Origin of the sequence: Bernardetia sp. MNP-M8 (assembly GCF_037126285.1) — a bacterium.
GTDB lineage: Bacteria > Bacteroidota > Bacteroidia > Cytophagales > Bernardetiaceae > Bernardetia.
Genome location: NZ_CP147012.1, coordinates 3,992,235 through 4,009,739 on the forward strand (window position 1 = coordinate 3,992,235; position 17,505 = coordinate 4,009,739).

Sequence of the window (17,505 nt, forward strand, 5' to 3'; positions counted from 1 at the left end):
AATTTTTTGCTACACCTTTGCAGCACTTCCAAACTTACTTGCGTAAGGACTTTGAAAGCAACTTAAATATTACCCTAAGAACACATTAACTACTAATTGTTGGTGAAAGCCATAGAGCTAACAGATATTGAACTTCGCCTAATAGAAGGCTGCCGAAATAAACACGCAAAAAGTCAAGAAATGTTATACAAGCATTTTTATGGGTATGCGATGTCGGTATCGCTACGTTATTGCAAAAGCAAAGACGAAGCGAGTGAGGTGTTAAATGACAGCTTTATGAAAGTATTTACAAAAGTAAATCAATATGACAACAAAAAGTCGTTTAGAGGTTGGCTTAGAAGGATAATCATTAATACAGCAATTGATTTTTATCGCAAAAATGAAAAACATACCAATCATTTAGATGTAGAATATGCTGATAGAGAAGAAGATTCGACAGGCGATGTAATAGACCAAATGAGTGCAGATGAAATTTATGAACTTGTACAATCTTTACCAGATGTTTATCGAATTACCTTCAACCTCTATGAAATTGAAGGCTATTCACATGAAGAAATTGGAGAACAAATGGGAATTCCAGCAGGAACTTCTCGTTCAAACTTGTCAAGAGCAAAACAAAAATTACGCTTACTAATAAAAGAGCATTTCGGAAAAAAGTATGAAGCATATATACGATAACCAAAACGGGAATCACAAATCATCGGAGGAGCGTTTTACAGAACGGTTTAAGGAGGTGGCACAGAGTTATGAGCCTACTTTTCAACCTGCTGATTGGTCGGCTATGCAATCAAAATTGGCTGCTCATAATGAAAAAGACCGTAAAGCAGTAGTATTTAGACGCTTAGCAGTTTTTGCAACTATGGGAGCAGCAGCAGTAATCTTGTTATTTGGAGGGTATCAATTTTTAGATAATTCAGCAAATAAAATTTCGAATAGAGGAATAGCTTTTCAAGAAAATTCTATCAAAAATCAAACTTCTACTAATCAAAAATCAATTAATAATAATTCTACGGATGATAAAACACTTACACAAAGTAATTTAGAAGAAAATAATAATCATAATAAAGATATAGCTAGTAATTTGAGTGGTAGTTCAAATACAGATTCAGCCAAAAATAAAAAGACTACTAATTTCACTAAAACAAAATCATATTCTAATTCAAAAACAAAATTAGAAACAAACAATCAAATAGCTTTTAATCATTCTTTAGATAATTCAGAAGAAAAGATAGTTATCACAAATAGTTTATTAACTGATAATGAAGCAAGTAAAGAAGTAGAATCAAATCAAGTGCTTAGTGCATTAAAATTGGAAAAGGCTACTTTTGATTTATTTGCTGATGTTAAACCAAATGAAGTAGTATTACCAGTATTAGAAATTGATGAAATGCTTATTGCTTCTAATCAGAATGAAGAATTAATTAGAAAAAATCCAGTAGCAAGTGCTATCGGAAAATGGAGAATTGGAGCTGCTCTTATGGCAATGACAAACATCTATAAAAGCAATGATAAACAGCGTATGAATTATGCAAATGGATATGGTGTAATGGCTGATTATCAAGTTGCTAAACGATTTAATATTTCGGCAGGAGCACTTTATATGAAAAAGCAAATTGATATAGAAGAATCTCTTTCTATACCAAATATTACAAATTACTTTAACCCAAATGATAACGCTTGGGTAAAGAAAAACAAGACAAAAATTAATTGGCAATTAATAGATTTACCTATACATTTGCGTTACAATGCTATTGAAACAACTAGAAATAAATGGTTTGTATCAGCAGGTACTTCAAATTATTTCTTTTTAAAAGAACGTTACGAATCAGATTATACCGTTTCTTATCAAGATATTTATGACCCACGACTTACTCGCTCACAGGAAATAGTAAGACAAAGGGAAACACAATCAGCTTTACAGCTTTTTGCAACCATTAATGTTTCTGCAGGAATTGAAACCTCCTTAGGAAAACATTTAACGCTACAAGTTGAACCGTATTGGAGGTTTCCAGTACGCTCACTTGGTTCGGAAGGGGTATTTGTTCAGACAGGTGGATTACTTACACGCATTAACTTTGCATTGTAACAATCAACGTTACTGAATAAATATTATCATAAATTGGCAATCTTCTTTGAGGATTGTCAATTTTTTTTTGCGTTAATTTGTGATTACTTTTAATAAGAGTATTTTAGATTTTACTAATTACAGTATTGATTGCTATTCACTGGTAATTGATTACTGGTAACTGATAACTGAAAAAATGAATTTATATACTATTTGGTGCATTTTCTGGTTTATGCTTGTTTTTTTATCTTTATATCCTTTTTTATGGCTCTCAACACAACGTAAAGAATGGCATCACTGGAACGGATTCTTATATAGAATTTGGGCAAAGGTTTTATACTTTGGAATAGGAATAAAAATGAAAACAGAATGGGAATTTGAGCCAAATCCGAAGCAAAACTATATTTATGTATCTAATCACACATCTTATATGGATATTGCTGCTATGGTAATGACTGTGCCTAAGTTTAGTGTTTTTATGGGAAAGGCATCGCTCAGTAAAACTCCTTTGTTTGGTTACATCTTTAAAAAGATTCATATTCCCGTCAGTCGTGGAAAAGGAACAAGTCGTTTTGAAGCCTTTGAGCAAGTAAAAGAAGCTTTAGCTGAAGGCAAAAATGTTTTGATTTATCCAGAGGGAGGAATTATTGGCGATAAGCAGCCTGAACTAAATCCTTTTAAAGATGGTGCTTTTCGTGCAGCTATTCAAACAGGTATTCCTTTAGTTCCTGTAACAATTCTTTATAATTGGATAATTTTTCCTGATAAACAGCCTTTCAAATTTACTCGTCATCATTGTAAAATGATTTATCATAAACCGATAATAACTACAAATCTAACAGAAAAAGATATCGAAGATTTGAAAAATAAAACCTTTCAACTTATTGACTCCACAATAAAAAAGTATACAACTTAACTTACGCTTTAGAGTAAAAAATTAAAGACAACATAATTGGAATTACAAATTATCACAGTACAATGATACTATATTTGTAATTGACTGCGCCGATCTAAAGGTTAGCTTTGCTGCTTTAGCAAGTCGTAATTTATAATTCGTAATTGATTCATGGACATTATCTCAGCTCAAACTTTTTTTGTAAAACAACTCATCCCATTTTTTAGAGAATGGGGATTTGAGTATATAGATGTTTATAGTCAATTCAGGAAAACAGATAAAATAGGTTTTCAAAACGTAATTTTGTCTATTTCACAGTATGAGACTGAAATTTGGATTGAAGTAACTTTAGGAATTAGAAAAGATGAAGTAGAACGTATTACTCAACCTTTTTTGTCTAACCCTACTGATTTTCAAAATCAAACAACTACTATTTCAGTTTCTGTGGGAAAATTAAATCAAAACCCTTACTTTAGATACAAAGCCGAAAACGAAGAAGATTTAGAAGTGTGTGCTGAAGAACTTATAAAATTTATGAGTGAAGAAGGAATGATTTTTTTAGAAGAAAAAAATTCAATGCAAGAATTAGATTTAGCCTTTAATAGAATTCCTAAACGTCCAATTTTATATATTTATAATCAGCACCATCGCTTTTTTAAAGGAATTGTTTTAGCCAAGATTACTAACAATCCAAGATATGAAGAGTTAGTAGAGCTTTATTACCGTTCTTTGGTTATTCAAAAGGCAAACGAAACTATTCAAGCTAATTTCAAACGTTTAGTCAATTTTTTAGTTCATTACTCTGTAAATTGATTGGTTAAATTTGTCGTTGGTGAGGACACCAACAACGACAAAATATAATAAATTTACCAGAATTTTATTTTTTAACTTAATAAACAGCCGTTGTCGGTGTCTCTACCGATGACTTATTCATAACATTTTTTATGGCAACAGTACTCATTACAGGAAGCACAAGTGGAATCGGTTTAGGAATTGCAGAACATTTTGCAAAAGCAGGATATAATGTAGTTTTTAATGGTTTGGAAGATAACGGTGCAGAAATAGCAGCCAATGTAGCAAAAGAACATGGTATACAAACTATGTTTTCTAATGCAAACATGCTTGACCCAGAGCAAATCAAACAAATGATAGATGAAGCGAAACAAAAATTTGGAACTATCGATGTTTTGATAAATAATGCAGGTATTCAATATGTTGCGCCTATTGATGAATTTCCTGCTGCAAAATGGAATGCTATTATTGGTATCAATTTAAGTTCTGCTTTTCATACTTCACAAGCTGTTTGGGCAGACATGAAAAAACAAAAATTTGGTAGAATTATCAATATTGCTTCTGCACATGGGCTTCGTGCATCTGAATTCAAATCAGCTTATGTAGCTGCCAAACACGGTATTGTCGGACTTACAAAAGTATTAGGTTTGGAAGGTGCGCCATATAATATTACTGCAAATGCTATCTGTCCAGGGTATGTCAAAACACCTTTAGTAGAAAAACAGATTGCAGACCAAGCCAAAACACATGGAATGAGCGAAGATGAAGTAGTAGAAAAAGTAATGCTCAAAAAACAAGCTGTTAAAGATTTTGTGTCAATTGATGCTCTTGCAGGAATGGCTTTATTTTTAGCTTCAAAAGAAGCAAGTACATTTACAGGAACAGCAATTCCTATTGATGGAGGTTGGACAGCACAATAATTAAAAAAAAAGACCAAAATAATAAAGGGAATAGACAAGAAATGTTTGTTCCCTTTAATTTTATAGAAATTCTTTATGATACCATTAGAAGAAAAATACTGGAAGAGTTTTAGCAGCCCTTATGGAGATTCGTCAGAATTACCAGCACTTTTGAAAAAATTAGATAGTAATTATACTGAAGAATTATCAAATGAAATATTTTGGGAATATATTTATCATCAAAATACGCTATATCAATCTACTATTGCTTCTTTTCCTTATCTCTTTAAAATAATTACGAAAGAAGAAAACAAATCCATACGTTTGGATGGCTATATTTCATTAGGAGTCATAATTGCAGAGTTGGATGAGAATGAAGTATCTCTCAACAATATAATAGAAGATAATTCATATAAATTAGATAATCAAACGAAAGAAGTTTTATATATCTCTTTTCAAAAGAGTTATAAGGAATTTAAAAATTTGCTACCTAAACTTATTAATGAGGCTAAAAATCTATCAGAAGATGAAAAACGCTATTTTTTGGCAGTAATAGCTTTATATAAGGGGAATTCTCTTATAGCAAAAATGTTTATCTTGTTTAATGGTAATGATGAATACATGAGTATTTGTCCAAATTGTAACTCTGAACTTTATCTTTGGAATGAAGAAAACAGATTAAATGGATATATAGAAGATCCTGTTTTTAATAAAATTCAAACTCCTTTTGAAATTATTCCCAAAAGTATAGACCGAAAAAAAGCAACCATTCAGTCTGATAATTATCAAGAGTGGATGATTGCTTATATAGATTTACTGGAAATAGATTCTTTAAAAGAGATTATAACTTTTTTATTTGGAGATACAATCTGTCCAACTTGTAAAGTTAAATATTCTATTTTTCCTTCTGTTTGTAATGCTTAAATTATGATTCTATCAAGACAGCTCTTTTAGTTCTTGAGTTTGAGTTATTTTGTTGCATAGAAACTGCTTTTATTTTATCTCTTTGCTCTTGTAGCTGCCTAGCTTCTACTTTAGAGCGCATTTTTCTAAAACGGTTTTTTGCATGAATATCTCTCACAGATTCTTCTACTCTTACTTTATCGATTACTTCTGTATATTTCTTGATAATAATCTGTTGATCAAATTTGGTTTCGGCAAGCCAACGACTATTTACTCCCATTTCTTCTAGTTTTCCTTTTTCCAGACAAATCATTCTTTGCATTTTGTCAGCTAAGTCATACGCATTTTTTACTTCACATAAATAACCATTAAAATTATGAATAACTGTTTCTCTGCACCCTGGAACATCAGTTGTAATTATTGGTTTACCAAGGCAAGCAGCTTCTAAAAGCGTACGTGGAGTTCCTTCTCTATAGGAAGGCAAAACGATACAATCAGCATTTGAGATAAGAGGACGTACATCTCCAGTAGTACCAAGATACTTCAGAATCCCTTCTTTTTCCCATTCTTTGATTTGCTTTTCAGGAACACCTAATCCTTTTGTTTCGTCTATCTTACCTAAAAGTTGAAAACGAGCATTAATTCCCTTACTTCTCATAAGTTTGATAGCATCTGCATACTCTGCAATTCCTTTGTCATATAATACTCTAGCAATTAAAAGAAAAGTAAATTCTTTTGTGTTTTTTTCTTTTGGAATAGATAAGGTAGGTGTATTAGGCACAAAATGCGTAGTATCTATACCTGACCCAGGTAAAAGACGGGCAATAGATTCATTAATGAGATTCTTACTAACAAAAAGCTCTCTATCATCTTTATTCTGAAAAAATACAATTTTAGGAAAGCGAAATGTAAAACGATACAGATATTGAGCAATTTTAGAAGAAATACCTTCTCTTAAAAATACAGTTCCTAATCCTGTTACATTATTGATAGAGGGGATTTTTAAAATCTCAGCTGCCATTGTACCATAAATATTTGGTTTTATGGTATAATGCAAAACTACATCAAGTTTGTGTTTTTTGTAAGCAGTTACCAATCTTTTGACAAGCAAAGCATCATTAATTGGATTTGTGCCTTTACATTCCATAGGCACAGGCTCAAACTTACACCCCATTTCTTCCAATGGTTTTCTATATCCATCGTCTGGAGCGATGGCAATTACTTCATGGTTTTGCAAAAAGGCTTTTATCAAACCTGCTCTAAAGTTATAAATGTTCCAAGAAGAATTGACTACAATTCCTATTTTCATCTTATGTTGGTTATTTCGCATTCAAATAAATCTCGTAAATTTCTTAAAGAATCTCTCATCAAATGAGTTAAGAGCTGCTTTAAAAGGGAGGAGTAGAGTTTAATTCATATAAAAGAGGTATGCGTAAATTAAAAAATTACCAGTTAAATAAATATGTCTGATTTGACTAATTGTAAAAGTAGAAAAAAGTATTAATAATCATGTTGATACTTTGTTGAGACAACAAAAACATCTATATAATTACGTTGTATTTTCGAATTTCTACCTTCAATAATTTTCTTTCAAAAAATCAAATTAGAAGCTAATTTATCTAAAGTATAAGCAAACGCAAGACCAAATTTAAAAAAATCTTAAAACGCTTTTCGTTTTACACTACTCTTGTATGTTTTTGTCCGTAAAAAAATAGTTGTTAATACCTTATATTCTGTATTAGGATACAGACATCAAAGTCATTTTTTTAAAATAAAGGAATGACTCAAAATATCTATCAAATATGTATTCTGATACAAAAATCTTTAAAAAAATAGAGAATAAAAAATATATATCTAAACTTTCTTTAAACCTTAACTATTTGCTCATCAAAGAATTACCTCTAAAAAAAATAGAGCTGTCTTAGGTGCTAAAAATAATGATAACTAAAAAAAAATACTCAAAATAGTTATAATTCCATCTTTTTGTATTTCAAAAACAGTATTACTTTAAGTATTAGTTTTTTCTTATAATTCTAAGTAAAATCAATAAAAACATATTGTTCAGATTTGGCTTAATTCTCAGACATCTCATAAACGCTTTCAAAACAAAATAGTTATACATTTTTTTAAAACTAAAATTTTTATTTTTTTTTAATGAAGTTGTCTAAATTAACTATTTAAGTAAAAAAAGCTCAAATAGATAAATTATAGCAAACAGTCTTTCTTTTTTATTTTCACTCTAATTTTGATTCAAACATAAGTCTAAGGATATTTGTAGTAGCATATCAGAATGATATATTTTGTAACTTTACACTATCAAAAATGAGTTCGGAATTTACTCTATAGTCTATCTCAATTCATTAGAAAGTTTATCAAAAACTACTGCATTTTTATATTAGGTCTTTTCATATTAAGTCTTTTCATCTAGCTTACCTTTAGTATACCAATGAAAATCAATATCTTCAACCAAACCACCTTTGAGAGTCGCCACAACGGAAATCTTGATGATTCTGTTACTGAAATGCTCAAAAAAGTAAACGCTTCTTCTATCGAACAGCTTATTTCAGAAACTGTTCCTGCTGATATTCGTCTTAAAAAAACTTTAAATCTACCTTCTGCACTTACAGAAAGTGATTTTATTCATAGCCTTCAAAAAATTGCTTCAAAAAATAAAGTATTTCGTTCTTTTATAGGAATGGGATATTATGAAACGCTTGTGCCAAATGTAATTCTAAGAAATATCTTAGAAAATCCAGCTTGGTACACAGCTTATACACCTTATCAAGCCGAAATTGCACAAGGACGTTTAGAAGCTCTTATCAATTTCCAAACGATGGTCATTGACCTTACAGGAATGGAAATTGCAAATGCTTCTCTTTTAGATGAAGCAACAGCAGCAGCAGAAGCAATGCGCCTTTTGGATGCTACAAAAGCAAAATCTAAGAAAAAAGCAATGAAGTTTTTTGTTTCTGACAAATGCCATCCTCAAACACTTTCTCTTTTAGTAGGACGTGCTGAGCCTTTAGGTATTGAATTAGAAATTGGAGATATTACAAAACTAGATGTTACTGATGAGAATTTATTTGGACTCTTGATTCAATATCCAAATACAGAGGGACATATCAAAAATATAAATTCATTTATTGCTTCGGCAAAAGAAAATGAAGTTTCGGTGGCTGTTGCTTCTGACCTTTTGGCTCTTACAATGCTTACTCCTCCAGGGGAAATGGGTGCAGATGTAGTCTTTGGTTCAGCGCAACGTTTGGGCGTTCCAATGGGTTATGGGGGACCTCACGCTGCATTTTTTGCGATTAATGATAAAGACAAACGTTTTATTCCAGGTCGTGTAATTGGTCTTTCGAAAGATGCTGAGGGAAACCCTGCTTACAGAATGGCTCTTCAAACTCGTGAGCAACATATCAAAAGAGAAAAAGCAACTTCAAATATATGTACAGCACAAGTTTTACTTTCTGTAATGGCAAGTATGTATGGCGTTTATCATGGCGCAGAAGGATTAAAGAATATTGCTCACAGAATTCACGGTTTTGCTAAAATTACCCATAAAGTTGTTGAGAAATTGGGGTATGAAGTGGTTTATAATCAATATTTTGATACACTTAAAATCAATACCACAAGCGAACAAGCACGTATTATTAAAGAATTAGCAGAGAAAAATGAAATAAATCTCCGTTATTTTGAAAATGGAAATATAGGAATTTCGTTTGGCGAGCGTTCAGAATATGAAGACCTTGAAACCTTGTCAGCTATTTTTGCTAAAGCTGCTCACAAAGATTCTTTCAAAGAAGAAATAAAAGAATTTGCTCAAAACTTAGAACTAGACTGGGAAGATGCAGTCATCAGAAAATCTGATTTTATGACACATCCTGTTTTTTCTTTGTATCATACCGAACACGAAATGTTGCGTTACATGAAGCGTTTGGAAAACAAAGATTTATCTTTAGTTCATTCGATGATTTCTTTGGGTTCTTGTACTATGAAACTCAATGCAACAACAGAAATGATTCCTGTTACGTGGTCAGAGTTTGGACAAATTCATCCTTTTGCGCCTCTCAATCAAGCAGAAGGATATAAAGAACTTACTGATAATTTACGCACTTGGTTATGTGAGATTACAGGTTTTGATGATGTTTCTTTACAACCTAACTCAGGAGCGCAAGGCGAATATGCAGGTCTTATGGCAATTCGTGGCTATCACGTAGCAAAAGGAGATACACATAGAAATGTTGCTATTATTCCTTCTTCGGCTCACGGAACAAACCCAGCGAGTGCAGTTTTGGCAGGAATGAAAGTTGTCATTACAAAATGTGATGAGAATGGAAATATTGATGTAACTGACTTAAAAGACAAAGTAGAAAAAAATAAAGAAAATTTATCGTGTTTGATGGTAACCTATCCTTCGACACACGGAGTTTTTGAAGAGTCTATCATAGAAATTTGTGATATTATCCATCAAAATGGTGGTCGTGTTTATATGGATGGCGCAAACATGAACGCACAAGTTGGTTTGACTTCTCCTGCTAATATCGGTGCAGATGTTTGTCACTTGAACTTACACAAAACGTTTTGTATTCCTCACGGTGGTGGAGGTCCTGGAATGGGTCCAATCGGTGTAGTCAAAGATTTAGCTCCTTATTTGCCTTCTCACCCAGTAGTTGAGATTCGTGGAAAAATTGGAGAAAATGGCGCAAGTCATCCTATTTCGGCAGCTCCTTATGGAAGTGCTTCTATTTTGCTTATTTCGTATGCGTATATCGCAATGATGGGAGGCGACGGACTCAAAAGAGCAACAGAAAGAGCTATTTTGAATGCAAATTATGTCAAATCTTTATTGGAAGAACACTATCCAATTTTGTATGTAGGTAAAAATGGTCGTTGCGCTCACGAGTTTATTTTGGATTGTAGAGAATTTAAAAAGACAGTCGGAATTGAAGTTGTCGATATTGCTAAACGTTTGATGGATTATGGTTTCCACGCTCCAACAGTTTCTTTCCCAGTTGCTGGAACGCTTATGATTGAGCCAACTGAAAGCGAAACAAAAGAAGAACTAGACCGTTTTGCACAAGCAATGATTCAGATTCGCAAAGAAATTCAAGAAATTGAAGATAGAGATTCTGATGCAACTGATAATGTCTTGAAAAATGCTCCTCACACAGCAGGAAGACTTTTGGCGAATGAGTGGAATTTCCCTTATTCTCGTCAGAAAGCAGTTTATCCATTAGAATGGGTAAAAGAACGCAAGTTTTGGGTTTCGGTTAGTCGCATAGATGATGCGTATGGCGATAGAAATCTAGTTTGTAGTTGTATTCCTGTTGAAGAATATGAAGAGAGAGAATTGGCAGAAGTGAAGTAGAATAATTTGTGTCGTTGGTGGGAACACCAACAACGGCAAGATATATAATTATGAAAACCTACTGAATTTTCTTTTTTGGAAATTTGGTAGGTTTTTTTATGTGTAATTTATAACTTACAGTATGAATACAAACATTTTTAATCAATATACATTAGACTATATTCTTTCTGTAAAAAGGAATTCTAAAAAAGAAGATATATTTAGTCTTAGCAGAAATTTACATCATATTTTAATAAATGTAGATTTTTCTAAAACAGAAATAGTCGATATATGGAATCATTTTTTCATACAAATGGAACAAGATCTTTCATTTTTTCGGGTGAAAGATGCAATCAAATCATACAGTAGACAAGATGAAAGATGTATAAGTTTACTAGATTATGTAATAAACAATGAAATTGAGAATAAAGATGATTTAATAATTTCTATATTATTAGGCTTATATGAATATAATAAAGATTTAGTATATCAAAGAATTATCTCATTATTGCAAGAACCTAATGACAGCCATTTAGGTTTACATACTTTAGCATTAATGAATTATACCTCTAAAGTTCAATTTGATTATACTTTTAGTTTGATAACAAATTTCAAATCTGTTAACAACAATAGTGTTTTATCTGTCACTCTTTTTTTAATTAAAAATTTAAATAATAAATACATACTTGATTATCAAACAGAAAAAGCTTGGGAACTTATAAATCATTATTCTAATTCTGATTCACAAGTTCAAAATTACATATTGAATATTCTTTACAATGTAAAAGGATATGAAGATAAAAAGCTAGAAATATTACTGTCAATGGATTTTAGAAAAATAGAAACATATCACAGTTTAAACTTCTTACTAGATGATTTTAAAAATGTAGATTACTTTTTTGCAGTATTAAAAAAAGCTATGATAGACTTAAAAGATGATTTTACACCTAAACTATTTCACTCAATAAGCACCTTTCAAAGATCAGAACCAAAAGCATTTTCAAAAGGACTTATACAATTACTAATTGATGAATTAGGTGTGATACGTTTTTTAGCTAATAAAGTTTTAAGCTATTTACAATCTCACAACAAGTTTAATTTCTCAACAGATTTATTACAATACTCAGAACGAGAACAAGAGTGGTTAATAGCATCATTGAGTGGGATGTTTACATATCCGAAAGATACTTTACATTTATTGTTACCTTTAAGAAATAGTAAGTATTCATACATTAAAGATTTATTGAAAGCTAAGATTGAAGTTTTAATAAATGATTATAGTGATAGTATAATCAGTATAATGGAAAATGAGCTTGATTTGAATAATACTAATGATGGCTTCTATTTAGAAGAATTCAAAGCAATTGAACAAGAAAATCAAAACTCCTTTTTAAAGAAAATTAAAGTAAAAGAAATAATTTCAAGTCATAGTCATGCTAGATTATACAATCTATTTAATTCAAAAAATGATAATAAAATGGCAAAAGAAATGGAGGAAGGTAAAAAACAACATGAGGAAAATTCATTTTTAAAATACTTTCCTACTGTGGTACTAGCAAGAGGAAACTCATACAAATTTGCAGAAAATGGACGAGATAAGTTCGTACCTTTAGGTAAAATATCTGCTAGTATGACTTTTCCAAGAAGTATGTTTCTTAATAATGATAAGTATGAATATGATGCTAATAATGAAATTAACCAAAACTGGAAAGTAGATGAGTAATTTAAACAAATTAATAGTTCAAGAATATTTAGAAAGTTTAAAGGAAGACACAGAATTAGATGCTCTGTTTCCTACTCTTCTAACCTTGATGGGATTTAGGGTGATTGCTAATCCAAAAGATTCAAAAGGTCAACCTCAATATGGAAAAGATGTTATAGCTATTGGTAAAAATGAAAGTGGAGTAAAGTGTAAATATTATTTTGAAGTCAAAGGAGGAGGTGATCGTAATATAACTAATTCAGTTTTAACTAAAGAAGATGGAGTTATAGAATCATTAAAAGAAGCAAAATATGCAATATTTAATGATTTTACTGATGGGAATTTTGCTAACCTTCCTGCTATTGTAGTTTTAGTACATAATGGAGAAGTAAGACGTAATGTTAGACTAACATTTGATGGCTTTATATTTAGGGAGTTTAAAGATGGAGAGTTTGAGCATTGGGATATAACTAAACTTACTGAAATGTTTAGTCAATATATGTTTAATGAATATTTACTAACAGACGAAAAAAGTTTAAAGCTATTCAAAAAAACATTGATATTATTAGATGTTCCAGAATATGATTTTACTGATTTTAAACAACTTATAGATATACAAATTGATAAATACACTGATATTCGTGAAAATAGAGTTTTAAAGAAGTTTTTAGCTACTATGAATTTACTAGCAAATATGATTTTTCATTATTCTAAAGAAAACAATAATTTAAACCCTGCTAAAGATTGTGTGAGCTATATTATATTGAAACTTTGGGCTTGGATTTTAAAAAATAAATTAAGCAAAAAGAAACCTGTACTGAAAGAATTTGATAAAATACTGAAAATCCAATATCATGTCTTAAAGGAATATTTTAATAAAACACTACCCTTTGCATTAGAAGAAAACGGTTTATATGGTGAAGGAGGTTTTTATGAAGAGGTAGGATATCCTATTCGCCTTTTTGATTATATTAATTATTTGACTTATTATTTTAAAATAGCACCCAAGTTTGATGATGAGTTCAGTTTAAAAAACTCTAAAAACACTTTGATAAAACTTATAAGTAATAATTTAGAAGGATTAAGACCCTTGTTAGATAATCATTCAATCGCTATTCACAATACATTAAATTACCTTGTTGAAAATAATGAAAACGAACTATTTACTGAAGAAGAAGTAGCTTTTGTGCCAGATTTTTTGAACACTATATACGCTAGTTTATGTATTACCCAAAATCTAAGGAAACGATTTCCAGAATTAAATAATAACATAGAAGTCGTAATAGAGGCTATCGCTACAAGAGAAAAACCTCATAATTATTCTGATAAGTCATCCTTATTAATAACAATGTTATTTGAGTATTTAGTCGTTTTTGCAAGTAAAAACTTATATAATATGTACTCTTCGTTTTTTAAGAATAAAGATATTAATCTTCAAGTATTTTACCCAGATTATGAAAATAACGACATCGAACAGATTCTTTTTGAAAGGGAGATACTTGAAGAGGGTGGAGTAGAAACAAGTGTATTATTAGACGAAAATTTTGAAGATTTTTGTATAAAAATAAAAAATAAGCCTGTCGAAAACATTAAATATATTACTGATGAGGTAGGTTATGACTTTCTTAGAAGTCTAGCTCATTTATATTACAAAACTCCGATTTTTGTAGAGGAGTGGAGAAAATACTTGAAAGAGTAAAAATTCAAACACAACTTTTCAATTTACTTTAAAAAGCTCCAAAACAGAATTAGCAAAAAATAATAATGATAAAAGAAATAGTAATAGAAAATTTCAAATCTATAAAACACTTAGATATTCGCTTACGTCCAATTAATATTTTGATTGGTGCTAATGGTGTAGGAAAAAGTAATAATGTCCTCGTTTTAAAAACTGGTTGGATAAATTGATTATTGAACTACAAAAATCTTAAACCACACTTGTATTTAACCTCTCCAAAAAAAACTATGAACAATGAACAGATTGCAATAAAAGCGACTTACTTTAGTATTATTGGCAACACTAGTTTAGCTTTAATTAAAGGACTAGCAGGTTTTTTTGGAAACTCGTATGCGCTAATTGCTGATGCCATTGAATCTACAACCGATATTTTTGCTTCTTTATTAGTTTTATTTGGACTTAAATATGCACAAAAACCAGCCGATAAAAATCATCCGTATGGTCATGGAAGAATAGAACCTTTGATTACTTTTGCTGTGGTTGTATTTCTTATCATTTCGGCATCCATAATTGCTCATGAGAGCATTCAGAATATTCAAACGCCACACAAAACGCCTGAATCTTGGACTTTAATCGTTTTGGGAATAATTATTTTATGGAAAGAAACTTCTTTTCAAATTGTGATTAAGAAAAGTAAAGAAACAAATAGTTCATCTCTAAAAGCAGATGCTTGGCATCATAGAAGCGACGCTATTACCTCCGTAATGGCATTTATAGGAATTTCAATTGCAATTATTTTTGGAGAAGGATACGAAACAGCAGATGATTGGGCTGCTTTACTGGCTTCTAGTTTTATTCTCTACAATAGCTATTTAATCTTTAGACCTGCACTAGGTGAGATTATGGACGAACATGTATATGATAGTTTAATCTTAGAAATTAGAGAAAAATCTATGCAAGTAGCAGGAATAGAAGGAACAGAAAAATGTTTTGTGCGAAAAGCAGGTATGAAATATCACATTGATTTGCATGCTAGAGTAAATGGAAACATTTCAGTACGAGAAGGACATGCATTAGCTCATAATTTAAAAGATTATCTAAAAGAAAATATTGAAAATTTAGAACATATACTCATTCATATTGAACCAAATGATTGATATACTTAATCAAAAATGGTTTTCGAAAAAATAAAACTGTCAGACACTTTAACTTCGTTGAGGGCTAAAGCCGTTCATAAGTGTCAGTACAGTTCAAAAAACAAATTATCTGACACCTTTGAGGTGTACTGATAAATTTGATTTTTGAAAACCAAAAACGTATGAGTATAAAAAACGTTATCACGGTTATTTACAGGTCTAATAATCAATTAGTTAGAGAAAAGAAAAACACTCTTATTTTTCCATAGCGACAGGTTTGCAAACCTGTCGCTATGGAAGAATGAACATTACTAAATTAACCGTGATAATGTTTAATAAAGAAGTTTAAATTTTTTGTAAAAAAAAACATTTCCTTAAAAATATAATTTTTAAAAAACTATACTTCCAAGGAAATGAAATAAGGAAATGAAAAGGTATGAAATTTTACATAATGCGAATAATGTGAGCAAAAGTAAAATGATTGATATACAAATAAACGTTGTAAATTATCACAAATTATTTTTTAAAATCATTTACTTTCAAATCTATTTTCTCAAAGACAATTTCTTTATCTGTCTTTTTTATAGTTACGGCATGCAGAGGATAAGTAAGTGCCATTGTAAGCATAGCATCTTTTGCTGGATTCATTTCTTTATAGAAAACAGTTATTTTGTCATTTGCTTCGATGATTTTTTCGATTTCTATATCAAAACCACCTGTGTTTTTTATTCCAGACATAACCATTAGAAGTGTGTTTTCTTTCAAATTTACTTCTAAGAGTTCTTTTGGCATATCATTGCCATTAGCTACCTCAAAACTTTTCAAATCAGTTTGTGCTTGAACTAATTTAGTTCCTGCTGTTTCGCTTCCAAAAGTCATTGTTTTTAAGACTGTTTCGAAGGGAATTGATTCATTTTCTTGTTTGTCTTTACTAGATTTACAAGATAAAAAAGTTGAGATTAAAATTGATAAGACAGATAAAAAAATAAGTTTCATAAGATAATTACGAATTAAAAATGAAAAAAAATAGTTGATATTCAGATACCAAAACAACACATAAATAGACTAAAAGGTTACTTTTTTCTTAGCCTCCTGTTTGAAAAGTGATTTATCTATTGGAACAACTCCTAAGGATTCACAAACCAATCCACCACCCAAATTAGCTAATTCGGCTACTGTTTTTAGAGGTAGTTTTAGAGCCATGCAAAGTCCTGCAATGCTTACCACAGTATCACCAGCACCCGAAACATCAGAAATTTCTCGTTTGTGGGCAGCAATTTTATGATTTTCAGATGAGTTGGCAATATAAACACCATATTCAGAAAGTGTAATCAAAACTGATTTGAGTTGCATTTTTTGTGCAAGTTCTTGAACAGCAAGAGCTATTTCACTTTTACTTAAATTATTTAAATCGGTGTTTTTTACATTAATGTCCTTTCCTAAACCTTCTTGAAGTTCTTTCAAATTGGGCTTAAAAAGTGTAGCATTTTTATAGTGCCAAAAGTTACGTTTTTTAGGGTCAATGACAGTAGGAATATCTTTTTGATTGGCAAAATCAATTAGTTCTGAAATTACTCTTTCAGTCAGGACACCTTTATCATAATCTTCAAAAATGATAACATCAGCTTCAAGAGCCAATTCTTTTACTTTATTGATTAACTCTTCGCTTTCATTTTCTGAAATAGGATTTGTAGTTTCTGAATCAATACGAAGAAGATGCTGTGAACCTGCCAAAATACGATGTTTAATAGTAGTCGGACGGGCTTGACTGTGAATAATGCCACGAACATCAATGTTTTGCTGCTCAAACATTTCAATGAGATTTTCGCTTTCTTTATCATTACCCACAACTGAACACATAATCGTTTTTGCTCCTAAAGATTTGAGATTCAAAGCTACATTTGCAGCTCCTCCAAGTCTACTTTCTCTATCTTTCAAACTAACAACAGGAACAGGGGCTTCTGGCGAAATGCGTTCTACTTTTCCCCATAAATAGGAATCTATCATTACATCTCCAATAACGAGAGCTGTAAGGGTATTAAAATTTTCAAAAATGGAATCCAATGACATGTGGCAATAAATAAT

Annotated in this window: 13 protein-coding genes; 10 read left to right on the forward strand and 3 right to left on the reverse strand. The window is 30.8% G+C overall.

The annotated features are described in order from the left end of the window. Positions 1 to 99 precede the first annotated feature (99 nt). The 6 genes from V9L04_RS16260 (at position 100) to V9L04_RS16285 (ending at position 5,575) form a co-directional block, all read left to right on the forward strand. A complete protein-coding gene (locus tag V9L04_RS16260; protein ID WP_338794210.1) occupies positions 100 to 678 on the forward strand; it encodes a sigma-70 family RNA polymerase sigma factor in 579 nt (192 codons plus the stop codon). Beyond that, positions 659 to 2,086, forward strand: coding sequence for an outer membrane beta-barrel protein (locus V9L04_RS16265; RefSeq protein ID WP_338790917.1), 1,428 nt, complete (start codon positions 659 to 661; stop codon positions 2,084 to 2,086). Before V9L04_RS16260 ends, V9L04_RS16265 begins: the two co-directional genes overlap by 20 nt. A gap of 175 nt (positions 2,087 to 2,261) precedes the next feature. After that, on the forward strand, positions 2,262 to 2,981 hold the full coding sequence (locus tag V9L04_RS16270; protein WP_338790918.1) for a lysophospholipid acyltransferase family protein: 720 nt from the start codon (positions 2,262 to 2,264) through the stop codon (positions 2,979 to 2,981). A gap of 150 nt (positions 2,982 to 3,131) precedes the next feature. Beyond that, entirely contained in the window at positions 3,132 to 3,773 is a 642-nt protein-coding gene (locus V9L04_RS16275) for a hypothetical protein (RefSeq protein WP_338790919.1), read from the forward strand. A gap of 131 nt (positions 3,774 to 3,904) precedes the next feature. Next, complete coding sequence (locus V9L04_RS16280; RefSeq protein WP_338790920.1) at positions 3,905 to 4,672, forward strand: 3-hydroxybutyrate dehydrogenase; 768 nt, start codon at positions 3,905 to 3,907, stop codon at positions 4,670 to 4,672. 75 nt (positions 4,673 to 4,747) lie between these two features. Next, positions 4,748 to 5,575 (forward strand): hypothetical protein, encoded by an 828-nt coding sequence (locus V9L04_RS16285; RefSeq protein ID WP_338790921.1) that lies wholly within the window; start codon positions 4,748 to 4,750, stop codon positions 5,573 to 5,575. Between the two features lies 1 nt (position 5,576). Here V9L04_RS16285 and V9L04_RS16290 read toward each other — a convergent pair whose 3' ends face one another. Then, a complete protein-coding gene (locus tag V9L04_RS16290) occupies positions 5,577 to 6,884 on the reverse strand; it encodes a glycosyltransferase family 4 protein (RefSeq protein ID WP_338790922.1) in 1,308 nt (435 codons plus the stop codon). A gap of 1,116 nt (positions 6,885 to 8,000) precedes the next feature. Here V9L04_RS16290 and gcvP point away from each other — a divergent pair. The 4 genes from gcvP to V9L04_RS16310 all read left to right on the forward strand — a co-directional run bounded on the left by gcvP (position 8,001) and on the right by V9L04_RS16310 (position 15,441). Beyond that, complete coding sequence (gene gcvP, locus V9L04_RS16295; RefSeq protein WP_338790923.1) at positions 8,001 to 10,925, forward strand: aminomethyl-transferring glycine dehydrogenase; 2,925 nt, start codon at positions 8,001 to 8,003, stop codon at positions 10,923 to 10,925. Between the two features lie 121 nt (positions 10,926 to 11,046). Continuing rightward, positions 11,047 to 12,627 carry a hypothetical protein gene (locus tag V9L04_RS16300; RefSeq protein WP_338790924.1) on the forward strand — a complete coding sequence of 527 codons (1,581 nt, stop codon included), beginning with the start codon at positions 11,047 to 11,049 and terminating at the stop codon, positions 12,625 to 12,627. After that, on the forward strand, positions 12,620 to 14,305 hold the full coding sequence (locus V9L04_RS16305; RefSeq protein ID WP_338790925.1) for a hypothetical protein: 1,686 nt from the start codon (positions 12,620 to 12,622) through the stop codon (positions 14,303 to 14,305). The genes V9L04_RS16300 and V9L04_RS16305 overlap by 8 nt, the downstream gene beginning before the upstream one ends. Before the next feature lie 266 nt (positions 14,306 to 14,571). Beyond that, complete coding sequence (locus V9L04_RS16310; RefSeq protein ID WP_338790926.1) at positions 14,572 to 15,441, forward strand: cation diffusion facilitator family transporter; 870 nt, start codon at positions 14,572 to 14,574, stop codon at positions 15,439 to 15,441. Between the two features lie 495 nt (positions 15,442 to 15,936). On the opposite strand, the gene V9L04_RS16315 is transcribed toward V9L04_RS16310, so the two are convergent. Then, complete coding sequence (locus V9L04_RS16315) at positions 15,937 to 16,416, reverse strand: protease complex subunit PrcB family protein (RefSeq protein WP_338790927.1); 480 nt, start codon at positions 16,414 to 16,416, stop codon at positions 15,937 to 15,939. 69 nt (positions 16,417 to 16,485) lie between these two features. Further along, complete coding sequence (locus V9L04_RS16320; protein WP_338790928.1) at positions 16,486 to 17,490, reverse strand: bifunctional ADP-heptose synthase; 1,005 nt, start codon at positions 17,488 to 17,490, stop codon at positions 16,486 to 16,488. Positions 17,491 to 17,505: the final 15 nt, after the last annotated feature.